Annotated in this window: 27 protein-coding genes; 19 read left to right on the forward strand and 8 right to left on the reverse strand. The window is 47.7% G+C overall.

Annotated features, from left to right (window positions below; all coding sequences use genetic code 11):
• The first annotated feature begins 4 nt into the window (after positions 1-4).
• The 4 genes from LEUMU_RS0100700 to aroC all read left to right on the forward strand — a co-directional run bounded on the left by LEUMU_RS0100700 (position 5) and on the right by aroC (position 4,110).
• Entirely contained in the window at positions 5-472 is a 468-nt protein-coding gene (locus LEUMU_RS0100700; RefSeq protein WP_022950352.1) for a YbjQ family protein, read from the forward strand.
• The gene (locus LEUMU_RS0100705; protein ID WP_022950353.1) at positions 462-1,295 is read left to right on the forward strand and encodes a M48 family metallopeptidase; all 834 of its coding nucleotides are present in this window, start codon (positions 462-464) and stop codon (positions 1,293-1,295) included. Before LEUMU_RS0100700 ends, LEUMU_RS0100705 begins: the two co-directional genes overlap by 11 nt.
• Before the next feature lie 523 nt (positions 1,296-1,818).
• Positions 1,819-2,967: a ribonuclease D gene (gene rnd / locus LEUMU_RS0100710; protein ID WP_022950354.1), complete on the forward strand. Its 1,149-nt coding sequence runs from the start codon at positions 1,819-1,821 to the stop codon at positions 2,965-2,967.
• 45 nt (positions 2,968-3,012) lie between these two features.
• A complete protein-coding gene (aroC, locus tag LEUMU_RS0100715) occupies positions 3,013-4,110 on the forward strand; it encodes a chorismate synthase (protein ID WP_022950355.1) in 1,098 nt (365 codons plus the stop codon).
• Positions 4,111-4,215: 105 nt separating this feature from the next.
• Here the strand turns inward: aroC and LEUMU_RS0100720 are convergent, their stop codons facing one another.
• From LEUMU_RS0100720 to pilB, 3 genes are all read right to left on the reverse strand, one after another.
• Positions 4,216-5,139: a prepilin peptidase gene (locus tag LEUMU_RS0100720; RefSeq protein ID WP_022950356.1), complete on the reverse strand. Its 924-nt coding sequence runs from the start codon at positions 5,137-5,139 to the stop codon at positions 4,216-4,218.
• A 61-nt stretch (positions 5,140-5,200) separates the two neighbouring features.
• A complete protein-coding gene (locus LEUMU_RS0100725) occupies positions 5,201-6,433 on the reverse strand; it encodes a type II secretion system F family protein (RefSeq protein ID WP_022950357.1) in 1,233 nt (410 codons plus the stop codon).
• Positions 6,434-6,435: 2 nt separating this feature from the next.
• Positions 6,436-8,145: a type IV-A pilus assembly ATPase PilB gene (pilB, locus tag LEUMU_RS0100730; RefSeq protein ID WP_022950358.1), complete on the reverse strand. Its 1,710-nt coding sequence runs from the start codon at positions 8,143-8,145 to the stop codon at positions 6,436-6,438.
• A gap of 272 nt (positions 8,146-8,417) precedes the next feature.
• Here pilB and ruvC point away from each other — a divergent pair, with 272 nt between their 5' ends.
• Genes ruvC through ybgF form a run of 10 tightly spaced genes read left to right on the forward strand, consistent with a single transcriptional unit; the run spans position 8,418 to position 16,615 of the window.
• The gene (gene ruvC, locus LEUMU_RS0100735; RefSeq protein ID WP_022950359.1) at positions 8,418-8,924 is read left to right on the forward strand and encodes a crossover junction endodeoxyribonuclease RuvC; all 507 of its coding nucleotides are present in this window, start codon (positions 8,418-8,420) and stop codon (positions 8,922-8,924) included.
• A 40-nt stretch (positions 8,925-8,964) separates the two neighbouring features.
• The gene (ruvA, locus tag LEUMU_RS0100740; protein ID WP_022950360.1) at positions 8,965-9,570 is read left to right on the forward strand and encodes a Holliday junction branch migration protein RuvA; all 606 of its coding nucleotides are present in this window, start codon (positions 8,965-8,967) and stop codon (positions 9,568-9,570) included.
• A complete protein-coding gene (gene ruvB / locus LEUMU_RS0100745; protein WP_022950361.1) occupies positions 9,570-10,580 on the forward strand; it encodes a Holliday junction branch migration DNA helicase RuvB in 1,011 nt (336 codons plus the stop codon). The genes ruvA and ruvB overlap by 1 nt, the downstream gene beginning before the upstream one ends.
• 55 nt (positions 10,581-10,635) lie before the next feature.
• Positions 10,636-11,082: a tol-pal system-associated acyl-CoA thioesterase gene (ybgC, locus tag LEUMU_RS0100750; RefSeq protein ID WP_022950362.1), complete on the forward strand. Its 447-nt coding sequence runs from the start codon at positions 10,636-10,638 to the stop codon at positions 11,080-11,082.
• A gap of 36 nt (positions 11,083-11,118) precedes the next feature.
• Positions 11,119-11,793 (forward strand): protein TolQ, encoded by a 675-nt coding sequence (gene tolQ, locus LEUMU_RS0100755; RefSeq protein WP_022950363.1) that lies wholly within the window; start codon positions 11,119-11,121, stop codon positions 11,791-11,793.
• A 2-nt stretch (positions 11,794-11,795) separates the two neighbouring features.
• On the forward strand, positions 11,796-12,224 hold the full coding sequence (gene tolR, locus LEUMU_RS0100760; protein ID WP_022950364.1) for a protein TolR: 429 nt from the start codon (positions 11,796-11,798) through the stop codon (positions 12,222-12,224).
• On the forward strand, positions 12,221-13,714 hold the full coding sequence (tolA, locus tag LEUMU_RS27610) for a cell envelope integrity protein TolA (protein WP_022950365.1): 1,494 nt from the start codon (positions 12,221-12,223) through the stop codon (positions 13,712-13,714). The genes tolR and tolA overlap by 4 nt, the downstream gene beginning before the upstream one ends.
• Positions 13,715-13,717: 3 nt before the next feature.
• Entirely contained in the window at positions 13,718-14,974 is a 1,257-nt protein-coding gene (gene tolB, locus LEUMU_RS0100770) for a Tol-Pal system beta propeller repeat protein TolB (RefSeq protein WP_022950366.1), read from the forward strand.
• Positions 14,975-14,988: 14 nt separating this feature from the next.
• Complete coding sequence (gene pal, locus LEUMU_RS27615) at positions 14,989-15,756, forward strand: peptidoglycan-associated lipoprotein Pal (RefSeq protein WP_022950367.1); 768 nt, start codon at positions 14,989-14,991, stop codon at positions 15,754-15,756.
• Positions 15,757-15,760: 4 nt separating this feature from the next.
• Complete coding sequence (gene ybgF, locus LEUMU_RS27620; RefSeq protein WP_022950368.1) at positions 15,761-16,615, forward strand: tol-pal system protein YbgF; 855 nt, start codon at positions 15,761-15,763, stop codon at positions 16,613-16,615.
• Between the two features lie 111 nt (positions 16,616-16,726).
• Here the strand turns inward: ybgF and rplI are convergent, their stop codons facing one another.
• The 5 genes from rplI to LEUMU_RS0100805 all read right to left on the reverse strand — a co-directional run bounded on the left by rplI (position 16,727) and on the right by LEUMU_RS0100805 (position 18,560).
• Entirely contained in the window at positions 16,727-17,230 is a 504-nt protein-coding gene (rplI, locus tag LEUMU_RS24010; RefSeq protein WP_022950369.1) for a 50S ribosomal protein L9, read from the reverse strand.
• A 25-nt stretch (positions 17,231-17,255) separates the two neighbouring features.
• A complete protein-coding gene (gene rpsR / locus LEUMU_RS0100790; protein ID WP_022950370.1) occupies positions 17,256-17,483 on the reverse strand; it encodes a 30S ribosomal protein S18 in 228 nt (75 codons plus the stop codon).
• 17 nt (positions 17,484-17,500) lie between these two features.
• Positions 17,501-17,866, reverse strand: a complete 366-nt coding sequence (gene rpsF, locus LEUMU_RS0100795; RefSeq protein ID WP_022950371.1) for a 30S ribosomal protein S6 — start codon at positions 17,864-17,866, stop codon at positions 17,501-17,503.
• 144 nt (positions 17,867-18,010) lie between these two features.
• Entirely contained in the window at positions 18,011-18,316 is a 306-nt protein-coding gene (locus LEUMU_RS0100800) for a cell division protein ZapA (protein ID WP_022950372.1), read from the reverse strand.
• A 13-nt stretch (positions 18,317-18,329) separates the two neighbouring features.
• A complete protein-coding gene (locus LEUMU_RS0100805) occupies positions 18,330-18,560 on the reverse strand; it encodes a TIGR02449 family protein (RefSeq protein ID WP_022950373.1) in 231 nt (76 codons plus the stop codon).
• A gap of 90 nt (positions 18,561-18,650) precedes the next feature.
• Between LEUMU_RS0100805 and LEUMU_RS24015 the strand changes: the two genes are divergently transcribed.
• The 5 genes from LEUMU_RS24015 (at position 18,651) to LEUMU_RS0100830 (ending at position 24,318) form a co-directional block, all read left to right on the forward strand.
• Positions 18,651-19,208, forward strand: coding sequence for a UPF0149 family protein (locus LEUMU_RS24015; RefSeq protein ID WP_022950374.1), 558 nt, complete (start codon positions 18,651-18,653; stop codon positions 19,206-19,208).
• A 45-nt stretch (positions 19,209-19,253) separates the two neighbouring features.
• Positions 19,254-20,597 (forward strand): aminopeptidase P N-terminal domain-containing protein, encoded by a 1,344-nt coding sequence (locus tag LEUMU_RS24020; protein ID WP_022950375.1) that lies wholly within the window; start codon positions 19,254-19,256, stop codon positions 20,595-20,597.
• A 6-nt stretch (positions 20,598-20,603) separates the two neighbouring features.
• Positions 20,604-21,833 (forward strand): 2-octaprenyl-6-methoxyphenyl hydroxylase, encoded by a 1,230-nt coding sequence (ubiH, locus tag LEUMU_RS0100820; RefSeq protein WP_022950376.1) that lies wholly within the window; start codon positions 20,604-20,606, stop codon positions 21,831-21,833.
• A 3-nt stretch (positions 21,834-21,836) separates the two neighbouring features.
• Positions 21,837-23,018, forward strand: coding sequence for a UbiH/UbiF/VisC/COQ6 family ubiquinone biosynthesis hydroxylase (locus LEUMU_RS0100825; protein WP_022950377.1), 1,182 nt, complete (start codon positions 21,837-21,839; stop codon positions 23,016-23,018).
• Positions 23,019-23,082: 64 nt separating this feature from the next.
• Positions 23,083-24,318 (forward strand): cation:proton antiporter, encoded by a 1,236-nt coding sequence (locus tag LEUMU_RS0100830; RefSeq protein WP_022950378.1) that lies wholly within the window; start codon positions 23,083-23,085, stop codon positions 24,316-24,318.
• The last annotated feature ends 157 nt before the right edge of the window (positions 24,319-24,475 follow it).

Consider the following 24,475-nt stretch of genomic DNA (forward strand, 5'->3'; position numbering starts at 1 on the left):
CGCCATGATTTTTCAGATTATTATTTTTCTGGTACTCATGGTCGCAGGCTATTTAATTGGTAGCTACCTTGAGCGGCGGCATTATCGTTCGATTATCCAGCGAGAAGCGCAGTATCGAAATGTGGTTGCGGTGGCGAGTCGTCAATTGCCGGATGATGGCGCGGAGTATACGCAACGCTTGGTGACGGGCAATGTCACCGTATCGGTAGATTATTTCAAACGATTCTTGGCAACCCTGCATAATATTTTTGGCGGTCGTATTACTTCTTATGAGAGTTTGTTGGATCGGGCTCGACGTGAAGCTATTCTAAGAATGAAAGCTGAAGCGGCGGCGCTGAAGTCTCCTTTAGTACTCAATGTGAAGTATGAAACAGCTTCTATTTATAAAGGTAGCGGCAATGGAATTGGCTCGGTTGAGGTGTTGGCTTATGGCACTGCAATGATTCCGAAGGCTAGTAACCATGGAGTATGAAAACCCGGAAATTCCAGAGGGAATCAATACCACCTCAACGCATCCGCTGAAAAATCTTGCGGTGCTGTTGGGTGGTTTATTGGTGTTGTTGGTATTAGGCGCTTGGTTGATGGGAATGACGGGGGCATATCTGGCCGCTAAAATCCCTTATTCACAAGAGTTACGGTTGGCTGAGCAATATGCAGAGCCGGTGGCTGCGTTTACTCCAATAGAGCGCTATTTGCAGCAATTAGCGGATCAGGTCGGGCGCTCGATGGAGTTACCGTCCGGTATGAAAATTACAGTTCATTATGTCGATGAGGGTGTTGATAATGCCTTTGCGACCTTGGGTGGTAATGTGTTTTTATACCGTGGCCTGCTTGAAAAGCTACTCAATGAAAATGCTCTGGCGATGTTGATTGCTCATGAGGCCGCTCATGTTCTGCACCGTGACCCGATTGTGTCTGTCGGTCAGAACGCAGCAATATCTGTGGGCTTGATGGTGGTGCTCGGTGATACGGGGGCTTCGGGAATATTGGGTAGCGCAGGCTTACTCACACAGCTCCAGTTTAGCCGCAGCATGGAAAACAAGGCCGATGAAGCAGGCTTGCTCGCTGTGCAGCGCATTTATGGCCACCTTGGTGGTGCTCTGGACTTGTATCGGGTATTGGAATCAATTAGTGATGCTAATCCCGTAAATCCTCCCGCTTTTTTCTCCACTCATCCGGTTAGCGAGGCGCGATTTAGTCATTTGTCTGAATTAATTGCTGAAAATGGTTGGAGCGCTAATGGTGATGTTCAGGCCTTGCCTGAGTCATTTTCTGTATGGATGACAGATAGATAGCGTTTTTTTAGTAGGTAGCTTATAAAAAAGCCTTTGTTAAGCTCTGATAACTGCCACTAGTCGAATTTATGATCGTTTTATCGTTTTCGAATATTAATAGCGCAGAGAGTGTGGGATAGTTACCTAACTGGCCCGATGGAAAAAGTTCAAACCACTGGTCGGATATAATAAAAAATACTAAATAACGAGAATGAACTAATGATTAGCGCTTCCCCCTAGCGTATTTAACCCGTATTCAATTGATGAACTTAATTTCTACACACTAGCAAAATGGCACTGTGAGAACCATTGTTTGTCGATAAGCTGTTTTTTTGTTGTTAGCCCCGAGAGCTCACAGAGCTCATTTCACATCAAGGTGCCCCCCTTGATGTGAGACCTTGAGCCAGACCCATTTTAGGTCTGGCTTTTTTTATGCCTGTAATACGTTCAGTGAATGTCAGTATTCACGTAAGTCTCAGCACCTGTGTTAATATTCTCAGCCTATCGGCAATGTTGCCACCCATATTTAAATGGTGAGGTCTGAGTGTATCAATATATAGACAATCCACAGGCTCTGACTGAGTTTGTTTCCCGTATCCGTAATCAGCCTTGGATTGTGATCGACACTGAGTTTATTCGTGAGCGTACTTATTATCCGCAGCTGTGCCTGATTCAAATTGCAGCTGGCGATGATATGGCGTGCATCGACCCGATTGCCTTGACCGATTTATCAGAGCTGTACGAAGTATTTCACGATCCTAATGTGATCAAGGTATTTCATGCCGCACAGCAGGATCTGGAGATTCTGTATTATGGCAGCGGGCAAGTACCATCCCCAATTTTTGATACGCAGCCTGCCGCGTCTATTTTAGGCATTGGCGATCAGATTGGTTATGCAGGGTTGGTGGAGCAAGTGCTTGGTGTGAGTTTGGCTAAAGCCGAGTCGCGCACCGATTGGTCGCGTCGACCTTTGAGTCAGGCGCAGCTCGAATATGCGATTGATGATGTGCGCTATTTGCAGCAACTCTACCCAACGATTCTCTCAATGCTTGAAAAAGGTGGTCGTCTGAAATGGCCAAAGCGTGATTTTGATCGCCTGACTAATTCTGAAACCTATCAACTTAATGCCCGCACCCGTTGGCAGAAAGTGAAAGGACTGCAGAATTTAAACCGTCGTCAACTGTCTGTATTACGTGAACTAGCGGCTTGGCGTGAAGAAGAAGCCGCCAAGCGTAATCGTCCGCGCCGTTGGATTATTGGTGATGAAGTCTTAGTTGATTTAGCGCGTATTCAACCTTCTGATGTGGATGGTATTCAAGCCATTAGAGGCGTTAATGCGGATCAGGCTAAAAAGTATGCCCAGCCTTGGTTTGATTGCATGGCAGCAGGCTTAGAATTGCCGGAAGCAGAATGGCCTCAGATGAAGCGCCGTAAGAAACCAACGCCAGAGAACGATGCATTGGCTGAACTATTGATGCTGGTGATTCGTTTAGAAGCCGAGCGTCACGATATTACGCCATCAGCCATTACCAGTAAAAAACAAGTTGTCGATATGCTGGAAGAAGGGCGGACTACTTTATCTGAAGATTGGCGTGGCGAGCTGGTGAATGATGCCATTGTTAAAGTACTGGAAAAGCAAACGGTATTAGGCGTCGAGAGTGGTAAAGCTCAGCTGCTAGATTGGCCGGAATAGTAGGCAATAGCCCTCACATTATTTAATTTATAACTCAGAGTTTTTATGTCTGGAAATAGCTTCGGAAAATTATTCACAGTGACCTCGTTCGGAGAGAGTCATGGTTTGGCCATTGGTTGTATTGTTGATGGTTGCCCGCCGGGAATGGCGTTGACAGAGTCGGATATTCAGGGGGACTTAGATCGTCGTCGTCCGGGTACTAGCCGTCACACTACGCAGCGACGCGAACCGGATGAGGTGCAGATCTTATCGGGTGTGTTTGAGGGGAAAACCACCGGTGCACCGATTGCGTTGGTTATTCAAAATGTGGATCAGCGCTCTAAAGATTACTCCGAACTTATGGACCGCTTTCGTCCTGGCCATGCGGATTATACGTATTACCGTAAATATGGCTTCCGTGATTATCGCGGTGGCGGCCGCTCTTCTGCGCGTGAAACCGCAGTGCGTGTTGCGGCAGGTAGTATAGCCAAAAAATACCTTCTGGAGCGTCATGGAGTAAAGATTCGTGGCTACCTTTCTCAACTCGGCCCGATAAAAGCAGAAGCCTTTGACTGGAATGAAGTTGAGCAGAATCCATTTTTCTGTCCGGATGCCAGTAAAGTACCAGAAATGGAAAGTTTTATGGATGCCTTGCGTAAAGAAGGCAATTCCATTGGGGCAAAAATTTCAGTGATTGCCAGTGGCGTGCCTGTTGGCTTAGGTGAGCCTGTTTTTGATCGTTTGGATGCAGACTTAGCTTTGGCCATGATGAGTATTAATGCAGCTAAAGGCGTTGAGATTGGTGCGGGTTTTGACTGTGTGACTCAAAAAGGGACCGAGCACCGTGATGAGATTACGATGGATGGGTTTTTGAGTAATCATGCTGGTGGTATTTTGGGTGGTATTTCTTCTGGGCAGGATGTGATCGTACATACTGCATTTAAACCAACAGCCAGTATGCGCTTACCCGGCAGAACAGTTGGGCTGGATGGAGAGCCAAAGGAAGTAATTACCAAAGGGCGTCATGACCCTTGCGTTGGAATTCGTGCCACACCAATTTGTGAGGCAATGATGGCTTTGACCTTGATGGATCATTTGCTTAGGCATCGTGCGCAGAATGCTGATGTGACGACTAGCTTGCCAGAGATTCCTGCTCAGGCGTGATTTTATTTGGTTAGTCGTCAGTTAAAGATAAGTACGAAAAAGGCTGGATCATTATTTATGATCCGGCCTTTTTATTAGTTCACGGTTTATTATTGCCGTAATGCTCTACAGCCTGAAGTAAGCAACCATTGCCCGAATAATTTCGTCGCGCCAGATTAATCCGATCATTCCAGCTAGCGCTAACCAAGGGCCGTACGGAATAGGGTGACTGTTTTTCTTGCGTTGCATTTTCAGTGCAATCGTTCCAATTACCGCGCCAAGTAGGGCAGATGCGAAGATCGTGAAGGGTAGGATTTGCCAACCGCCCCAAGCACCAATCGCCGCTAGAATCTTAAAGTCTCCATAGCCCATACCGTCTTTGCCGGTGATGAGGCGAAATAACTGAAAAACTCCCCATAGCGATAAGTAGCCAGCCATAGCGCCTAGTACGGCACTGTGTAGGTCAACGATAATACCGTTATAGTTGACTACCAGTCCGAGCCACATTAGCGGCAGAGTTAGACTGTCAGGCAAAAGCATGGTTTTAGCGTCAATCATGGCTAGTGCGATCAATGTCCAGCTAAATACCAGAATACTCATCATTTGCCAGCCATAACCGAATTTCCAAGCTATTCCTACGGATAGCAATGCGGTTAATATTTCGATTATTGGGTACTGTGCTGAGATTGCTGTTTTGCAGCCTTTACACTTACCACGAAGCATCAGATAGCTAATGACTGGAATGTTTTCTAGTGCAGAAATCTGATGATTGCACGTTGGGCAGGCGGAGCGAGGCACGAAGAGATTAAATCGCTCAGTTTGTGCTGGTACGTAATCAGGATTGTCTTCATTCACGTGTGCGAGACATTCAGCATCCCATTCGCGTTGTAGCATGATAGGGATTCTATGAATAGCAGCATTTAGAAAGCTGCCGACCAGTAGCGAAAATATCCCAACAACCAGCATCAGAAAAACTGGGCTATGTTGTAAGAGTGTAAGTAATTGCATGTGCTTGCCCCGTAATGACGCGCCCTGCGCCAGATGAATCATTTAAAATGGCGGCATATTAAAGCGTGCCGCCAGTATTTTTAGTTAGTAATTCTATGCTTAGTTAGCCGACTACTGCGCCCAGTTTGAAGATTGGCAGGTACATAGCGATTACCAAACCACCCACTAGTACACCTAGCACTGCCATAACTAGTGGCTCAATCTGTTTGGAGAGTGTGTCGACCAGATCATCAACTTGTTCTTCGAAATAATCAGCTACTTTATTCAACATTTCTTCTAGTCGACCAGATTCTTCACCGATTTTAGCCATTTGTACAACCATACTTGGGAAGCGCTGAGTGGTGAGCATTGCTGTATTGAGCTGTACACCTTTCGATATATCATCTTTTATCTGCAGAGTTGCTTGTTCAAATAGACGATTGCCGGTACTGCCAGCCACAGAGTCCATTGACTCAACCATCGGTACACCGGCAGAGAACATGGTCGATAGTGTCCTTGAAAAGCGAGCTACTGCAGATTTTTCGATAATGACGCCCATTACTGGAAGCTTGAGTACGACAGTATCAACAAATATATTAAACTTCTCGGAGCGTTGCTTAGCTTGAGTAAAGGCAACGCCTATCACAATGATTATCAATACTGGTTGCCACCAAGATGCCTGTAGCCACTCAGACATTCCAATGACCATCAGAGTGAAGGCTGGTAGGTCCGCGCCAAAACTTGAGAAAATATCTTTAAACTGAGGAATAACCCAAATCAACATGATGGTAGAAACCACTACCGCCATAATCAAAACCATCAATGGATACATCATGGCCTTTTTAACTTTGGCCTTCATCGATTCGGTTTTTTCTTTGTAGGTCGCTATTTTTTCCAGCATATCTTCCAGTGAACCGGAGTGTTCTCCCGCCTTCACTAGGCTGACAAATAAGTCATCAAAGTGTTTAGGGTGGTTGGATAGAGCGGTCCCTAAGTCCGCTCCACTTTCGATATCTTCACGAATTTTTTTGATCAGAGCCTGCATGCCCGCTTTTTCATGCCCACTTCCGATCAACTCCAGCGACTGCATCAGAGGTACACCTGAGCGCATCATGGCGGTAAGCTGACGAGCAAAGTAAGCGATGTCAGCAGGACTAATGCTAGCTCCCATCAGTGGCTTACGCTTAGTCTTAATTACCTTGGGCTGAATACCACGACGGCGCAAAGTAGCTCGGAGCATATTGCTATTTGCAGCTTGCTCTTCTCCGCGGATTTTAACACCTGCTTTATTCTTACCTTCCCAGATAAAGGTCGGCTGCTCTTTGGCATTATTTTTTCTTGCGACTGATGTTGCCATAATTAATCCTTAGTAACTCGTTCTACTTCCGCTACGGTAGTAATACCTTGCCGAACTTTATCTAGTGCCGATTGGCGTAAGTCATTGATGCCTTCTTGCGAAGCCAGCTCTGCCAGCTGTATGGCATTACCATTCTCCATAACTAGTTTTTCCATCGCTGGAGAAATAGGCATTACCTGATAAATACCCACTCGCCCTTTGTAACCACCAGAGCACTCACCACAGCCCGCGGCCTCAAATATTTTTAGAGATTCCAGCTCTTCTTCTTCAAAACCTATTTGAGTAAGTACCTCATTAGGAATGTCTGCTGGTGTCTTACAGTGCTTGCATAAGCGGCGAGCCAAACGCTGGGCAACAATCAAATGGACTGTCGATGCAATATTAAACGGCGGAATACCCATATTGAGCAATCGTGTCAGTGTCTCAGGCGCGCTGTTGGTATGCAGTGTGGATAAAACCAAGTGGCCGGTTTGAGCGGCTTTGATCGAGATCTCTGCAGTCTCAAGGTCACGAATCTCACCGACCATGATGATGTCAGGATCTTGACGCAGAAAGGCTCTCAAGGCGCTGGAGAAAGTAAGTCCAACCTTGTCATTTACGTTCACCTGATTAATGCCAGGTACTTGAATTTCCGCCGGATCTTCTGCGGTTGAGATATTCTTTTCTGAGGTGTTGAGTAAGTTTAAACAAGCATAGAGCGTTACTGTCTTACCACTACCGGTAGGACCAGTAACCAACATCATGCCATCTGGTTTCGCAACGGCTGCTAGCAAATCGGCCTTCTGTTTTGGGTCAAAACCAAGATTGTCGATACCCAAAGCAGCTGTATCTGAATCGAGGATACGCATAACGATTTTCTCGCCGTACAGCGTTGGTAGCGTATTAACACGAAAATCGATGAATTTGTCTTTATTGACCTGTAAGTGAATGCGTCCATCTTGTGGTACTCGGCGCTCTGATGAATTCAGCTCGGCCATGACCTTAATACGAGAGGTCATTTTTCGGGCGATGCCTTTAGGTGGCATGCTCACCACCTGCAAAATGCCATCAATTCGAAAGCGTACTCTTAGAATTTTTTCATAAGGCTCAATGTGAATATCGGACACGCCTTTTTTAATCGCGTGAATCAGCAGGTCGTTAACGAACTTGATAACGTCAACGCCTTCATTGTCCTCTTCATCTTCTTTCTTTTCTAAGGCCTTGGTTTCGATAACCAAGTCCTGACTATGTGCTTGCGAGGTGATCGCCATGCCCGACGTCATGGCATCGCCAGAGTCAGAGCCGTAAATAATTTTTTGTAATTTAGAGTATTCAACCAACACTGGCTCAGGAACCAGTTTGGTGGTGACTTTGATATCACCGAGCTCAAAACTGTAATGCGGATCTGCCACCGCAATAATCAGTGCGCTACCAATCGTGAATAACGGTATCGCCTGCAGTTTGCGCATCATATCTTCAGGAATAAGCTCCTTCATCTGGATACTGATATTAATCGCATCCAGGTCGACAAGGCTCATACCAAACTGATTACTACACGCGATGGCCATATCCATTGGGTCAACCAGCTGGCGCTCCAGCAAGTGACTAACAATGGGTTTTTTACGATCAGACGCGTCGCGCATCGCCTTAATAGCGGCGTCACGCTTCAGTTTGCCATCGCTGACAAACGTCTGAAGTATTGTCGGTAGTGTAATTTCAGTGCTTACAGACATGATTTTATAAGGTCATTTTATAGTTATTTTTTAAGACTCTCAGCAGACATGCTACGACGATTTATTGAATGCACAAAGGCTCGTCGGACAGTCGGTTGTGTGTTGATTGATCATCTTGTAAGTGGTCATTATGCTAATTGCCAAGGATACGTAAACTGAACGGAGCGTAATCGGATCCATCAGAATTAGCAGTGGCGACGTAAAATAACGGTCTTCTCTCAGCTATGTTATGATCTCGAAAACAGCATAAAACAGAGATCTAAACTATAATAATGAGCACGATACGCATCATCGGGATTGACCCCGGTTCACGCATTACCGGCATTGGGGTGATTGATAGCGATGGCCGACACAGCAAGCACGTCTACAGCACGTGTGTGCGCATGGGGAAGCAGACGTTTCCTGAACGGCTGGGGATGATTTACCAAGCTATTACTGAAGTGATTCAATGCTACCAGCCTCAACAAATGTCGATTGAGGATGTGTTCTTATCCAACAACCCTTCCTCTGCACTTAAACTCGGTCAGGCACGTGGCGCGGCAATCTGCGCTGGCGTGGTTAATGGCTTGGTAGTGCATGAATATAGCGCTCGCGAAGTGAAGCAATCAGTCGTTGGGCGGGGTAATGCAGATAAAGAACAGGTACAGCATATGGTTAAAATCCTACTAAACCTATCTGGGCGATTACAAATTGATACTTCCGATGCCTTGGCAGTTGCCATCAGTCATGCGCACATCGGTCCTTACAAAAGCAAGATTGCACAGGCTGCCATAAAATGATACCTATGCAGTTTACAATCAAAAATAACGAGATACCTGCATGATTGGAATGCTCCGCGGTAAGTTGATTTATCGGCAAGCGCCGGATTTAATGGTTGATGTGCATGGTGTTGGCTATGAGGTGCAAGCCTCAATGACGACATTTTATGATCTGCCGGAATTGAATCAGGAAGTCACGCTGCACACGCATTTTATCGTGCGCGAAGACGCCCAAATTTTGTATGCATTCAGTTCGGTAGTAGAACGTGAATTGTTCCGCACTCTATTAAAAGTCAACGGTGTTGGCCCTAAGATGGCTTTGGCAATTGTTTCCGGTATGACCGTAAATGAATTTGCTGAGCGAGTGCGCGCTGGTGATGTGGCTGGTCTGACGCGCTTACCGGGCGTTGGCAAGAAAACAGCAGAACGCCTGATTATCGAAATGCGTGACCGTTTACCAAAAGCCGATGCGAATGCAGCTGCAGACTCTAAACCAATGACCGAGCGCTTGCCGTTACCGGTTGATTTGGAAGAAGAGGCAGAGAATGCTTTATTGGCGCTCGGTTATAAACCCACAGAAGCGAGCCGAATGATTAGTCGTCAAGCGGGGCAGGGCTTGAGTGTCGAAGTAATGATTCGTAATGCCTTGAAGGATTCCTTGTCGTGATGGATGACGATCGCGTCATATCGCCGGTTGCCGGACTGGATGAGCTAATAACGGAAGAAAAAATCCGTCCGCAGCGCCTATCTGACTACATTGGTCAGCCAGTCGTGCGTGAGCAAATGGAAATCTTTATTCCTGCGGCCAGAGCACGCGGTGAAGCGCTTGATCATGTACTGATTTTCGGTCCGCCAGGTTTAGGGAAAACAACCTTATCTCATATTATTGCCAACGAATTAGGTGCTAATTTACGCTCAACCTCCGGCCCTGTCTTGGAAAAAGCAGGTGATTTAGCGGCGTTGCTAACCAACCTTGAGCCGCATGATGTGCTGTTCGTTGATGAGATTCACCGTTTAAGTCCGGTGGTTGAAGAAATTCTCTATCCAGCCATGGAAGATTTTCAGTTGGATATCATGATTGGTGAGGGGCCAGCTGCACGTTCAATCAAACTGGACTTACCACCATTCACGTTGATCGGAGCGACTACGCGCGCTGGTCTGTTAACCTCGCCATTACGTGACCGGTTTGGTATTGTACAACGGCTGGAATTCTACAATGTGCCAGACCTTCAATACATCGTGTCACGCGCCGCAGGCATCTTGGGTGTGGATATTGATGAAGGTGGGGCTTATGAAGTGGCTCGGCGCGCGCGTGGAACACCGCGAATCGCCAATCGCTTGCTTAGGCGTGTGCGGGACTATGCCCAAGTTAAAGCGGATGGACGGATTACCGCAGAGATTGCCGATTTGGCGTTGAATATGTTAAACGTCGATCAGCAGGGCTTCGATCATATGGATCGGCGACTGCTATTGGCTGTGTTAGAAAAGTTTGAAGGTGGGCCGGTTGGTATTGATAATATTGCCGCTGCCATCGGAGAGGAGCGGGGAACTATTGAGGACGTTTTAGAGCCTTACCTCATCCAGCAGGGCTACTTAATGCGTACTCCACGTGGGCGAATGGCAACCCGGATGGCATGGGATCATTTTTCATTGGCTATGCCGGATAGTAAAGCGTAAACGAGTGTAAATCTGCTGTGTGATCCCCACTAAACGATGATAATCTGGAGATGTTGTGCCACAAACTAAGATAAATTCCGAACTATTTGTTCTGCCCGTCCGTGTTTATTATGAAGATACCGACGCCGGCGGCGTGGTTTATCACGCAAATTACCTGAATTTTTTTGAGCGTTGCCGTACCGAATGGTTGCGTCATTTAGGCTATGAGCAAGATGAGTTGCGGGTTGAGTCTCAAACCTTGTTTGTGGTGCGCTCGGTAAATGTAGAATATTTGAAGCCAGCGCTGTTTAACCAGCAACTTATGGTAACGGCTGAGGTCATAGATCTGGGCGGAAGTAGTGTGACAATGAAACAGAAAGTGTTGCATGGCCGCAGTTCCGGTGAGGTAGATTTACTCGCACAAGCTAGTGTCGGCTTGGTGTGTATTGATACGGACAAATTTAAACCAAAACGAATTCCTGATGTCATCAGGGAGTCTTTATTATCCACAGACGCTAACTAACATCAGCGCTCAAAAAATACCAAGGGGAAACTTTGAATGTCATTTGATCATTCAATTCTGTCATTAATTTTAGAAGCCAGCATCATCGTGCAAGTGGTGATGGGGCTATTGCTATTGGTCTCGCTGATCTCGTGGATGATTATCTTCGTAAAAACCAGTCAGATTAGTCGGGCGAGACGCGAGCAGGAGCGCTTTGAAAAGCGGTTCTGGAGCGGTATCTCACTGGATAAGCTGTATGACGATCTGTCTGCCAAGGCGGCCAAGAGCGGTTTAGAGTCGATGTTCTTTGGTGGCTACCACGAATATCAACGTGCGCATCGTGCTAACAGTGCCATGCCTCAGGTGGTTGGTGCGCAGCGTGCGATGCGAGTTGCTGAATCACGTGAGTTGGAAAAGTTAGAAAAGAATCTTTCATTTCTGGCAACGGTAGGCTCAACCAGCCCTTATGTAGGTCTGTTTGGAACGGTTTGGGGGATCATGAATTCCTTCTTATCCCTAGGTCAGATGCAGCAAGCATCATTAGCGGTTGTTGCTCCTGGTATTGCTGAAGCCTTGATTGCAACGGCAATGGGTTTGTTTGCGGCAATTCCTGCGGTAATCGCTTACAACCGCTTTAGTGATGGCGTTGATCGTGTTGCAGCTAACTATGAAAACTTCCGTGAAGAGTTCACGACCTTGCTTGAGCGCCATGGCAAGCAGGCTGGAGTCTAAGTATGTCTCGTCGTAGCCAGCGTGGTCGTCGCTCTATGGCCGATATGAATGTTGTCCCGTATATCGACGTTATGTTGGTATTGCTGGTGATATTTATGGTGACAGCTCCCATGATGCAAACGGGTGTTGAATTAAATCTGCCGAATGCAGAAACCACGCCTTTGGTGAATAACTCGGGAAATGCTGCACTGATTATTTCAGTCGATGCGTCTGGTCAATATTTTGTTGATGACAGTGACGGCATGAATCTTGAGGTGTTGACCGAGCGATTAGGCACAGAGCTGCAAAATCAGGCTAACCGTCCCGTTTATTTGCGTGCTGATCGTGAAGTGGCTTATGGCTTCCTGATGCAGGCGATGGCTGTGGCACAGCAAGCGGGTGCGAAGAATATCGGCCTGATGGCTGATCCGGACGCTTTAGAAAGCAAATGATGAATGCGTTGATCCGTCATCCTATTGCATTTTTTCTGGCCGTGCTGCTGCACGTGCTGGTCGCCTTGCTATTTGTGGTTAGTTTTGACTGGCACCAGATTGGCGCTAGCTCAAATGAAAAAACGCCGGTAAATGTGTTGTTTATTCAGCCTGAAAGTTTGCCCGCTGTCGTGGAGCCGGTTGAGCAGTCAACAGATGCCGAAACACCGGTTGAAGCTGCTGAGCAGGGGGTAACCGCGGAAGCTGAATCCAAGCAGCTTGCAGAAGAAGCTCAGGCTGCGGCGGAGCAAGCTGAAGCGGAGGCTCGCCAAGAGCAGGAGCAGGCAGAACAAGCGGCGGAGGTGCTTAGGCAAGAGCAGGCTGACAAAGCAGAAGCTGCTGAGCAGGAAGCCGCACAAGCACGTCAGGAGCAAGAACAAGCAGCGCAAGCCGCAGAGGCAAAGCGCCAAGAACAAATTGAAAAAGCAGCGGCAGCGAAGGCGCTCGTTGAGGCCAAGCAAAAAGCAGAGGCTGAGGCTGAACAGCAACGTTTAGCCGAACAACGTGCAGAAGCGGCGGCGGAAGCAAGGCGTCAGCAAGAGCTAGCGGCTGCCAAAGCACGTGCTGAGGCCATTAAAAAGCGCGAAGAGGAAGCAGCAGCCGCTAAATTAGCGCAAGAAAAAGCCGAAGCTGAACGTCAGGCTGAAGCCGCTCGTGCTAAACAACAGCGTGAAGAGCAGGCGAGAATTGCGGAGCAGAAAGCCGCTGAAGCGCGTCGTATTGCTGAGGAAGAGCGCAAGCAAGCGGAAGCAGAGCGTGCACGCCAGCAGCGGGCTGCCGAGCTTGAGCGTCAGCGCTTAGAAAAGGAAAAAGCAGATCAGGCATTGATCGCTAAGCGACGTGCTGAGTTTGAAGCTAAAAAAGCAGAAGAAGCTCGTCAGAAGCAAGAGGCTGAGCGTCGGGCGAAAGCAGAACAAGCTAGGCAGCTTGCTGAAAAGAAGCGCCAACAAGAGGAAGCTAAGCGAGCAGCCGAAGCGCGTAAAGCACAAGCATTAGCTGAAAAGCGTCGTCAAGAAGCTGAAGCGAAGCGGGCAGAGGCGGCATTGAAGCAGGCTGAAGCCAATCGTGTTGCTAAAGCCGAGGCTGAGCGAAAGCGGGTTGAAGCGGTTCAACGTCAGGCAGAAGAGCGTAGACGTGCTGAAGCGGCTGCAAGACAGCAACAAGAGCAAGCACAAGCTCAGGCGCGCCGGGTTGCAGCTAGCCAATGGGGCTCACAGATCGAGCAGCATGTTAAACGCAACTGGAATCCGCCACCTGGCTCTCGGGGCCAGCAGGCAAAAATTCGGGTAGAGATTAGCTATAGCGGCTTCGTGAAAGGGCGCATCCAGTTTATTCAATGCTCCGACCCGGGCTTTTGTGCTTCAATCGAAGATGCCTTCAGACGTGCGGAGCCTTTGCCGGCACCAAGCCGCAATGATCTGGATAGAACACTATTGATTACGATGGATTAACTTATGAAAATTAATAACCTGATTCGTAGCTTTGTTTTGCTGTTAACGCTAGCCTTCGCAGGTTCGGCATGGGCAGATTTAGAGTTGAGAATTTCAAAAACCAGCGATCGGGGAATCCCCATCGTAATTGCGCCGATGCCGGGTGGCGCGCATGCCATTATTGAGGCGGATTTAAACCGCAGCGGGCGGTTTCAGATTGTTAGCTCCAGTCGTGCCACGAATATGGCAACATTTGGAGCCGCTGTTGAGCCTGCGCGCTTAAAGATGTTGGGCGCGGCGTTTTTAGTCCGTGGTCGACGCACTGAGGCAGGTTTGGATATTGAGATTATCTCTACAGTGACTGGTCAACGAGACTCCAGTTATCGGATAGGTAATTTGGCTAATCAGCGTAGACTTGCGCACAAGGCTGCCGATAAGATATTTGAGTACCTAGTTAAATTGAAAGGTGCGTTTGATACGCGCTTGGTGTACGTCACGGTTGAAGGTCGAGCAGTTGAGCAGCGAGTTTATCGACTCTATGTGGCGGATGCCGATGGCTATAATCCGAAAGTCGTATTAACATCGCGCAAACCCGTGATGTCGCCAAGTTGGTCTTACGATGGCAGTCAAATTGCTTATGTGTCATTTGAGCGTGGGACGCCAGCAATCTATACACAAAATATTTTTACCGGTGAGAAGCGTATGGTCTCATCGCGGCGTGGTATTAACGGTGCTCCGTCTTGGTCGCCAAATGGTCAGCAACTTGCTTTGAGTTTATCTGTCGATGGTAACCCTGAGCTATACGTGCTGACCTTGGCTAATGGCGCTTTTAAGCGTTTGACCAATTCACGTGCAATTGATACTGAGCCAAATTGGACGCAGGACGGGCGTTCGATTATATTTACATCTGACCGTGGTGGTCGCCCTCAGCTGTATGAAATGCCAGCAACGGGTGGTTCACCAAAGCGGGTGACCTATGATGGTACTTACAATTCAGCGGCTGACGTGGTGGACAACAAAATTGCTTTTGTGCGTCGCGTTTCCGGTGCATTTCGTATAGCCATTATGGAAAGAGGACGGCAGGGAGCCAGTGTTGTGTCGGATGGGCGTTTTGACGAGTCGCCTTCTCTGGCACCAAATGGAACAATGGTAGTATATGCGACGCAAAACGGTGGTCGGGGAACACTCTCCGTCGTCAGTGACAACGGTTATGCTAAGCAAGAATTATTTTCTCCTGGCGGGGATGTGAGAGAGCCCGCCTGGTCACCTTATTTAAGATAAAAGGAACAATTTAAATGAAATCAATGAAGTGGATGGTCCCGTTAGTTGCCAGTGTGTTAGTTATCAGTGGTTGCTCACAAATGCAGCAGTCTGCATCAGGTTCAGGCGCGACGGCAGGTGGGCAGCAAACCTACGGCCAGCAAGCAGCTGACCCAGCAACAACGGGTAACCGTTTAGCAACCGGTTCTGCTGTTGGCGTTAACACGGGTGGTGCAGGCACAGCAGCTCGCTCGACCTCAAGCTTTGGTGGTGCTACGGGCTCTTTTGGCGATGGTCGTGGTAACTTAGTTGGCGGAATTGGTGGTTCATCAACAAGCACTATCGGTCGCGATGGTGTTGGTGATGGCTTTGGTTCAGCTGGCGATAGTGGTTTGTCTGGTACTGATAACCGCTTGGGCGGCCCAGGTAATTACAAAGTAACGGATCTGAATGATCCAGCGAGCATTTTGTCTCGCCGTGTGATCTATTTTGCTTACGATCAGTCAACGATTGAGCCAGAGTATTTTGAAATTCTGGATGCTCACTCTGAACTTTTGGCAAGCAACCCTAATCTGACTATCAGACTAGAAGGTCATGCTGATGAGCGTGGTTCACGTGAATACAACGTTGCTTTGTCAGAGCGTCGTGCCCAATCAGTTAAGCAGTTCATGGACCTGAAAGGTGTGGGTAGTGAACAGTCACAAACAGTCGCATACGGTGAAGAGCTTCCACTTGATCCAGGTCATGATGAAGCAGCTTGGAGTAAGAATCGCCGTGTGGAGATCAAATACATAGGACGATAATAATATGCTATATGCCTTGCGCAAATCATTGATTGCAGCAGGTATCCTGACTGCACTGGCTATTCCGTCAGTGCAGGCGGTGACGCCGGATGAGTTGTTTGAAGTGTTACAACGTGTGGAATCACTTGAGAATGAAGTGCGGTTTCTGCGTGGTGAAAACGAACAACTTCGCTACGACATGGAAGATATGAATAAAACGCAACGATCAACCTTTATCCGTATCGATGATCGGATGGATGAGTTGTTTCGTGCCATTAATTCAAGAGTGTCCAGTTCGTCAGTTCCAGCTTTAGATGCTGCACCGGTTTCGGTGACGTCTAGTGCGGTATCCGTAGCGCCAGTCGCAGCTAAGCCCGTTGTGGCAGAGAAGAAGGTAGCGCCAGTTGCTAAGCCTGTCGTAGCAAAAGCTGCGCCTGCAGTTGTTCAGCAGCCGGTTAAGTTACCAGTCGTTGCAGCAGCAGGGCGTGTTCCTGCTCAGGAGCAGAGTGCTTACGATGCGGCGTTTGCCAAAGTCAAAACGCAGCCAGCTGTGTCTATTGCCTTATTTCGGGACTTCCTGAAAACGTATCCAAGTAGTTCATTAGCCGCTAATGCGCAATATTGGTTGGGTGAGGTAATGTATGGCAGTCGTAACTATCAGGGTGCAATTGATGAGTTTGTAGCAGTGCTACAAAGCTATCAGAATAGTCCAAAAGCGCCAGATGCGGCGATCAAGCTAGGCTTTAGTTTTTATGAAATGAAAAACTGGGTCTATGCACGACGCACATTTGAAGATGTTATTCGTAACTTCCCTTCGACCAATGCAGCGGTGTTGGCAGAAGCGCGTTTAGATAAAATGAAGTCAGCAAATTTGTATTAATCGTTCTGTTTAAAGTAGATTCGTTTTTTACATTGTTGATAGATACAAAAAAGCCTGATCATTGATCAGGCTTTTTTTATGCTACCGCTTGAAGCGTTGAAAACTAATTGCTTAGTAATCAAACTCAGAAGTAGAAATTGGCTCTTTCTCTTCTACTACTTCAACAACGTTATCAGAGAAGATGGTAACTTTGATCGTTGCATCAACATCTGTGTGCAGGTGAACACCAACTTCGTGCTCGCCAACGTTGCGGATTGGGCCTTCTGGCATGCGAATGTTGCGACGCTCAACTTCAAAGCCAAGAGCTTGAAGTGCATCAGCAATTTCGTGGTTCGTAACAGAACCGAACAGCTTGCCTTCCTGGCCAGCGTTAGCTTCGATAGTGATTTCAGTACCATCTAGCTTAGCGCGGATTACTTCAGCAGCAGCAGCCGCTTCAGCAGCAACTTTTTCCAACTCAGCACGAATTTCTTCGAATGCTTCGATGTTAGCAGGAGTAGCCACTTTCGCTTTACGACGTGGAACTAAAAAGTTACGAGCATAACCAGCGCGTACAGAGACGATCTCGCCCAAAGAGCCGAGATTATCAATCTTTTCCATTAAAATAACTTGCATGATAATTCACCTATGTGAGCAGGTTTTACTTGTGCTGATCCGTGTAAGGGATAAGAGCCAGGAAGCGAGCGCGTTTAATTGCTGTAGCAAGCTGACGCTGGTATCTGGTGTTTGTGCCAGTTACACGACTAGGTACAATTTTACCAGTCTCAGTGATGTAGGCTTTCAGGGTTTCAAGATCTTTGTAATCGATCTCAACCGTTTTTTCTGCTGTAAAGCGGCAGAACTTCTGACGACGAAAATAACGTGACATTGTGAACTCCGGAGAAATTAAGCGTTAGCTTGGTTTGACTGACGGCGAGCTGGTCTTTCTTCAGCTTTTTCTTTGCTCAGCAAAGAAGCTTCAGTGTCAGCGCTGTCGCGACGGATTGTCAGGTTACGCAGAACGGCGTCATTAAAGCGGAACAGGTCTTCCAGTTCAGCCAATGTGCTGCTCTCACATTCAATGTTCATCAGAACATAGTGTGCTTTGTGCAACTTAGCGATAGGGTAAGCCAAAGGGCGACGGCCCCAGTCTTCCAAGCGGTGAACAGCGCCACCGTTATCTGTCATTAGCTTGCTATAACGCTCGATCATAGCAGGAACTTGCTCGCTTTGGTCCGGATGAACCAAGAACACGATTTCATAATGTCTCATAGAGATTCCTTATGGATTAAACAGCCCTCTGATTTTTTGTAGGCAGAGAGCAAGGAAGGGCCGAGGCCCAGTAAGGGTCGCGATTATCAGTGATGACAAGGTGATTGTCAATCAGCTTTCGTGATGTGGGAGTCCGCAGAGGGATTAAGGAGTGATCTTATCCAGCGAGTCATTAATTTTTGACTGCAAGGTATCAAGCCGGGTAATCACATCCTCGTCAATGCTTTGCACCTGACTTTGTGATTTCAGCATTTCATGGGCGACATTGATGGCAGCCATAACCGCAATACGCTCCGAGCCAACCACTTTACCGGTGGAGCGGATCTCGCGCATTTTAGCGTCGATATATTTAACTGAGGCCGTCAGCGCATCTTCCTCGCCCGGTGGGCAGGCAATGCTGTATTCCTTTTCAAGAATTTTAGCCGAAACTACAATTGGTTTATTCGCCATGATCGATAGTGTCCTAAGCGTTTTCCATTGCTTTTAAACGCATAATCATCGCTTCCACCTGGTTGCGGATTTTGTCATTTTTGGCAAGGAGTTCGGCGCGCTCTTTAATTAGCTGAGTTTCCTTGGTTTTCAAGGATTGATTTTCATCGAACAAGGCATCGCTGATCGCAAGGAGCTGCGCCAGTGTTTGTTCTAATTCAAGCACTTGCTCTTTGAGGCGTGCGTCTGTGTTGTTTGTATTCATAAAGTCCCATGTTAGTCCAGAGCGGAAAGTCGGGTCAAACAATTTGCATGATGATACTATAGACGACCTTTTAATGTTCAGAATAATGTTATGGATAAAGAGATCAATTATTCCGATATGGCTAGCTACCTGGAACGTGCAGGCGTCGATCTGCTAGCGTCGGAAATCCATGGTATCGCCTGTGGAATGCTTGCGGGCAACAATGCAGCTGATAAACTTAAATGGGTGCGTGAAATGATTCCGGCCATTGACCCGGTGGATGTTCTCCAAAAAGAAGCCATCCGTTATATGGGTGACTTATTTGATGACAGTCAGCGCGCACTGCAAGATAGCAATCTACGTTTCGAACTGTTCTTGCCGGATGACGAGTCGCCTTTGGCTGGTCGTTTAGAAGCTCTGCAAGATTGGTGCTCTGGGTTCATTCTGGGAATGACGCTGGAAGGCATTACTGACTACAGTAAATTACCCGAAGATACTGCCGACTTGCTGAAAGACTTCACCGATATTGGTACATCAGGAGAGTTTGATTTTGATGATGATCAGGAATCCGAAGTGGCGTACACCGAGATTTCGCAATACGTAAGAATTGGCGTACTGCTCATCAATGAAGAGTTGCAGCCAATGAAGCAGAGCGCGACCATTCATTAAAGTACAACCATCAATAACTAATAAGCATCAGCGCGGGATTTAATGATGAAAAAAAATAGCCCAGTTTTACCTGCTAAAGAATTTGCCGATCGCCGTGCGCAGCTGATGAGCATGGTCGGGCCGGATGCCATTGTCATCGTGCCGTCGGCTTCCTTGCTGCACCGTAATCGGGATGCAGAGCATATCTTTCGCCAAGATAGCGACTTTCAGTACCTGACTAATTTTAATGAGCCTGAAGCCGTTGCGGTTTTGCTTCCGGAGCGTAAAGAAGGTGAGTTCATCCTGTTTTGTCGGGAAAAGAATCCAGTGACTGAACGTTGGACGGGCCGCATGGCTGGCTTGGAAGGCGCACGTGAGTTGTATGGCGCGGATGATGCCTTTCCGATTGATGATATCGATGAAATCCTGCCGGGTTTGATGGATCGCCGTGAAGCTGTGCATTACAGCATGGGTACTAATACCGACTTTGATCGTCGCGTTATGGCGTGGGTGAATACGCTGCGTGCCAATGTGCGCTCAGGACAACACCCGCCCCATGAGTTTGTGTCATTGGATTTGCTACTGCACGATATGCGTTTGTATAAGACGCGTGCTGAAATCAAAATGATGCGTCATGCCGCTAAAACTTCTATTAAAGCGCATGAGCGGGCAATGACTATTTGCAAGCCGGGCTTAAATGAAGGGCAGCTCGAAGCTGAGTTTTTACATCAGTTTAAGTGGGATGGCATGGTGCCGGCGTATACCACAATCGTTGGTGGTGGCGAGAATGCCTGCGTGCTTCATTATATTGAGAATAACCAAGCACTGAATGATGGTGACTTGGTGCTGATTGATGCCGGTGCAGAATACGGTTGTTATGCCAGTGACATCACACGTACTTTCCCAGTGAATGGCAAATTTACTAAACCGCAACGTCAGATCTATCAACTAGTTCTTGATGCTTACCATGCCGCTGTTGCAGTTTCTCAGCCGGGTAATACCTGGAATGACCCGCATGATGCCGCAGTCGAAGTCATTAGTCAGGGCTTAATCGACTTAGGCCTGCTAGAAGGTGATCTGGAAAGTGTGCTGGAAAGTGGCAGTTATCGTGAGTTCTTTATGCATAAAACCGGTCATTGGCTAGGTTTGGATGTGCATGATGTGGGTGACTACAAAGTGGATGACGAATGGCGTTTGCTGGAAAACGGCATGGTGCTGACGATTGAGCCGGGTATTTACATTTCGCCCAGCAAAACGGTGGATGAGAAGTGGTGGAATATCGGCGTGCGCATTGAAGATGACGTGCTGATTACCCGCGAAGGGAATGAAGTACTGACTGGTGCATTGGTTAAAGAAGTCGATGAGATCGAAGCGTTGATGGCGAAAGGTAAGTCCAAGAAAAAAGGATAATCGAGCATGCAAACTCAGGCCTTTGATGTAGTGATTGCCGGTGGCGGAATGGTCGGTGCCAGTCTGGCGGTTGCCTTAAGTAAATTACCGCTGCGGATTGGTTTAATCGAAGCATTCCCGTTTGAAGCCTGTGAGCAGCCTGCTTACGATGATCGAGCCATTGCTTTGTCTTATGGCTCGGCGCAGATTTTAAAAGGCATGGGAATTTGGCCTGAGGTTGAGCCGGTAACCACTGCGATCAAGTCGATTCATGTCTCTGATCGCGGTCATTTTGGTGCAACCCGTTTGAATGCCACACAGCAGAAAGTAGCTGCTTTGGGGTATTTAATTCAAAGTCGTGACTATGGTGCGGTACTGCAGGCCGCGATGTCGGCCAGCCAAGTTAAAGTCATTCAACCTGCGCAGCTAATATCCATTACCGAAGCACCTGACGCAATGCGCTTGAGTGTGCAGGCCGATGGGCAATCTCAAGCGTTTGATACACGTTTGCTAGTGGCTTGTGATGGTGCTGGTTCTGCCGTGCGTGAAATGGCAGGTATTTCAGCGACAACTCATGATTATCAGCAATATGCGATCGTTGCGAATATCAGCACTGAAAAACCACATCAGCATCAGGCATTTGAGCGCTTTACCGAACAAGGCCCGATTGCTTTGTTGCCTATGTCAGAAAATCGTTGCTCGCTGGTTTGGACCTTAAACGCTGAGAATTATGAATCGATTTTGGCATTGGATGATGCGGCCTTTTTAAAAGCGCTGGGACAAGCCTTTGGCTATCGACTCGGGCGCTTCACACGAACAGGCAAGCGCAGTGCTTTTGCTTTGAAATTAACCGAAGCCAATAGCGTGATCGCTAACCGTGTAGCAGTGATTGGTAATGCGGCTCATGCATTGCACCCCGTTGCAGGGCAGGGCTTAAACCTCGCTTTGCGGGATATTGCCGACTTAGCTGAATGCTTGGCTGAAGCCTCCCGCACAGAGCAAGATGTTGGCTCCGCTTCCGTGCTGAATCAATATGCCAGCTTGCGCAAAGCCGATACTTCCCGAACGATTCGCTACACCGACTCGCTAGTTAAGGTTTTTTCTAATGATCAATTTGCACTGGGCCATGCTCGCGCCGCAGGTTTGATGATGGTTGATCGCTTACCGCCATTACGTCAGTTGCTGGCTCGCCAAAGTATGGGCATGGCGCATCGCGTGTCTCGTTTAGGGCGTGGTCTGCCACTTCTGAAGGATTAATTGATGACACAACAATACAATGATTTTGATGTAGTGATTATCGGTGCCGGTATTGTCGGTGCGACTTTGGCGGCTTTGATGGCTAAGTCCGGACGTCGTATTGCCGTTGTAGAGTCTCGTTTGCCACCTGAGTTTTCTGCCGATGCACCATTTGAGTTGCGAGTATCGGCGATTAGTCGTGCCTCACAGCGAGCATTAGAGGCCGCAGGTGCTTGGGATAGCATTCAACAAAAACGTGCTCATGCGTATGAAGTCATGCAAGTGTGGGATGAGGGCGGTAATGGTGAAATTCGTTTTGAGGCGGCCACCGCTGGTGAGCCTGACTTAGGTCATATCATCGAAAATACCGTTATCCAAAGCAGCTTGATTGAGCAGCTTAAAAACAATGACGCAGTGCAGTTATTTCATCCTTCAAAAATTGTTGGGTTGAGCGTTGTCGATGGTTTGCAGTGTGCTGAGCTTGATAGTGGCGAATATTTACGAGCGCCTCTAGTGGTTGGAGCAGATGGACCATCCTCTGCAGTACGCCAATTGGCAGGCCTGTCGGTTGAGGTTGAAGACTACGGTCAGAAAGGTTTAGTTAGCGTCGTTAAAACGGAATATGGCCATCAAGACACCGCATGGCAGCGCTTTTTGCCAGGCGGCCCGTTAGCCTTTTTGCCGTTAGATAATGGCTACAGCTCAATCGTTTGGACATTACCGGCTGATCAAGCCGATCGCTATTTGCGAATGAGCGATGACGATTTCCGTCGTGCATTGGCCGATGCCTTTGATCATAAGCTAGGTGCAATTGTAGAATCCGGTCCGCGCGCCGCTTTTGCGTTGAAAGGCTCGCAAGCTTCTGCTTATATTGTGCCAGGTGTCGCCTTAGTGGGTGATGCCGCTCACACGATTCACCCATTAGCGGGGCAGGGTGTAAACCTTGGTATTAAAGATGCCATCGTACTTGCGGATATTTTAGCGTCGGTGCCGCCGAAAAGCTGGGGCAGTTTTAAACGCTTACGCCAATATGAGCGCGCCCGTAAGGGTGATAATGTGCTCACTATGCGAGCAATGGAAGGTTTCAAAATCCTGTTCGGACACGATACTGGCGTCGTCAAAATCGCTCGTAATATGGGGCTGAATGGAGTGAATAGCTTGCCATGGCTCAAACAACAGATCATGCGCCATGCAATGGGCCTTTAGAAAGTGGCCACACTCAACAAACAATTAAACAAACACAATCATAAATAGTATTTAAGGGTATCTCATGGATCTTATCCAGACTTTTGCGACGCTAATTAGCCTGGCCGCATTGTTTAGTTACATCAATCATCGCTTTATAAAGCTCCCCACCACCATCGGTTTATTGATCATTTCCTTGCTGTTGTCGATGGCATTGATCGCTTTAGGTAAATTTGGAATTCCTTTAGGCGATGAAGCCAAAGTGCTACTGGAGCAAATTGACTTCAACAAAGCGCTAATGGAAGGCATGCTGAGCGCCTTGCTATTTGCCGGTGCCTTGCATGTCAATTTATATGACCTGAGAGAGCAACGCTGGATTGTCGCCATACTGGCCAGCGTCGGTATGCTTGCTTCAACCTTTATGGTTGGGTTTTCGTCGTTTTATATCTTCCAGCTGTTTGGTCTAGAGATCCCGCTGATCTATTGCCTGCTGTTTGGCTCGCTGATTTCACCAACTGATCCGATTGCCGTGTTAGGCATTCTGAAACACCTTGGTGCACCAAAATCACTGGAAACCAAAATCGCGGGCGAGTCATTATTCAACGATGGCTTCGCGGTTGTTGTATTTATCGTGCTGCTGGGAATTGCCGGAGCAGGGCATGGCGACGAGGCAGTTAGTGTCTCCAGTGTGTTGATTCTGTTTTTGCAGGAAGCCGTGGGTGGTGTTGGCTTTGGTTTGATTGCGGGTTACGTTGTATTCCGTATGTTGGCGAGTATTGATAACTACCAAGTTGAAATCCTACTGACCTTAGGATTGGTGTTCGGTGGCTATGCACTAGCTAGCGCGATTCACTTGTCCGGTCCGATTTTCGTAGTGGTTGCCGGTTTGCTGATCGGTAATGGTGGTCGTAAATATGCGATGTCTGATCGCACCCGTGAGCATCTGGATGACTTCTGGGAGTTGATTGATGAGATCCTGAATGCCGTATTGTTTGTATTAATCGGTCTGGAAGTATTGGTGCTGAGCTTTGATGTGAACTACCTGTATGCAGGCTTGGTGATGATTCCTGTGACCTTGCTGGCGCGCTTTATCAGTGTTGGTGTTCCCATCTCGCTGATGAAATTACGCCAAAGCTTCACACCTAATATCGTTCGTATTATGACTTGGGGTGGTTTGCGTGGTGGTATCTCCATTGCGCTAGCGCTGACCTTGCCAGCCGGCGAGAGTCGTGAAGCACTATTGGTCGTGACCTACATTGTGGTGATCTTCTCGATAATTGTGCAAGGACTGACCGTGGGTAAGCTGATTAAGCCAGAATAATGTGCTGGCTTTACTTTTATGACACTTTGTTGAATACTGAATTTTAATAAAAGTGTCTGCTTATTCATCGAATTAGATGAAAATTAACGGCAGAAGTATTAGTAAAGTGCTGGTGGCGGCAATGCATATGGATATGTTTGCTGCCTTAGCCATATCT

The organism is Leucothrix mucor DSM 2157 (assembly GCF_000419525.1).
GTDB lineage: Bacteria > Pseudomonadota > Gammaproteobacteria > Thiotrichales > Thiotrichaceae > Leucothrix > Leucothrix mucor.

Coding starts and splice junctions, on each gene's coding strand:
- LEUMU_RS0100700 (WP_022950352.1), top strand. CDS start 5: ATGATTTTTCAGATTATTATTTTTCTGGTACTCATGGTCGCAGGCTAT.
- LEUMU_RS0100705 (WP_022950353.1), top strand. CDS start 462: ATGGAGTATGAAAACCCGGAAATTCCAGAGGGAATCAATACCACCTCA.
- aroC (WP_022950355.1), top strand. CDS start 3,013: ATGTCTGGAAATAGCTTCGGAAAATTATTCACAGTGACCTCGTTCGGA.
- LEUMU_RS0100720 (WP_022950356.1), bottom strand. CDS start 5,139: ATGATTCATCTGGCGCAGGGCGCGTCATTACGGGGCAAGCACATGCAA.
- LEUMU_RS0100725 (WP_022950357.1), bottom strand. CDS start 6,433: ATGGCAACATCAGTCGCAAGAAAAAATAATGCCAAAGAGCAGCCGACC.
- pilB (WP_022950358.1), bottom strand. CDS start 8,145: ATGTCTGTAAGCACTGAAATTACACTACCGACAATACTTCAGACGTTT.
- ruvC (WP_022950359.1), top strand. CDS start 8,418: ATGAGCACGATACGCATCATCGGGATTGACCCCGGTTCACGCATTACC.
- ruvA (WP_022950360.1), top strand. CDS start 8,965: ATGATTGGAATGCTCCGCGGTAAGTTGATTTATCGGCAAGCGCCGGAT.
- ruvB (WP_022950361.1), top strand. CDS start 9,570: ATGGATGACGATCGCGTCATATCGCCGGTTGCCGGACTGGATGAGCTA.
- tolQ (WP_022950363.1), top strand. CDS start 11,119: ATGTCATTTGATCATTCAATTCTGTCATTAATTTTAGAAGCCAGCATC.
- tolR (WP_022950364.1), top strand. CDS start 11,796: ATGTCTCGTCGTAGCCAGCGTGGTCGTCGCTCTATGGCCGATATGAAT.
- tolA (WP_022950365.1), top strand. CDS start 12,221: ATGATGAATGCGTTGATCCGTCATCCTATTGCATTTTTTCTGGCCGTG.
- tolB (WP_022950366.1), top strand. CDS start 13,718: ATGAAAATTAATAACCTGATTCGTAGCTTTGTTTTGCTGTTAACGCTA.
- pal (WP_022950367.1), top strand. CDS start 14,989: ATGAAATCAATGAAGTGGATGGTCCCGTTAGTTGCCAGTGTGTTAGTT.
- ybgF (WP_022950368.1), top strand. CDS start 15,761: ATGCTATATGCCTTGCGCAAATCATTGATTGCAGCAGGTATCCTGACT.
- rplI (WP_022950369.1), bottom strand. CDS start 17,230: ATGCAAGTTATTTTAATGGAAAAGATTGATAATCTCGGCTCTTTGGGC.
- rpsR (WP_022950370.1), bottom strand. CDS start 17,483: ATGTCACGTTATTTTCGTCGTCAGAAGTTCTGCCGCTTTACAGCAGAA.
- rpsF (WP_022950371.1), bottom strand. CDS start 17,866: ATGAGACATTATGAAATCGTGTTCTTGGTTCATCCGGACCAAAGCGAG.
- LEUMU_RS0100800 (WP_022950372.1), bottom strand. CDS start 18,316: ATGGCGAATAAACCAATTGTAGTTTCGGCTAAAATTCTTGAAAAGGAA.
- LEUMU_RS0100805 (WP_022950373.1), bottom strand. CDS start 18,560: ATGAATACAAACAACACAGACGCACGCCTCAAAGAGCAAGTGCTTGAA.
- LEUMU_RS24015 (WP_022950374.1), top strand. CDS start 18,651: ATGGATAAAGAGATCAATTATTCCGATATGGCTAGCTACCTGGAACGT.
- LEUMU_RS24020 (WP_022950375.1), top strand. CDS start 19,254: ATGAAAAAAAATAGCCCAGTTTTACCTGCTAAAGAATTTGCCGATCGC.
- ubiH (WP_022950376.1), top strand. CDS start 20,604: ATGCAAACTCAGGCCTTTGATGTAGTGATTGCCGGTGGCGGAATGGTC.
- LEUMU_RS0100825 (WP_022950377.1), top strand. CDS start 21,837: ATGACACAACAATACAATGATTTTGATGTAGTGATTATCGGTGCCGGT.
- LEUMU_RS0100830 (WP_022950378.1), top strand. CDS start 23,083: ATGGATCTTATCCAGACTTTTGCGACGCTAATTAGCCTGGCCGCATTG.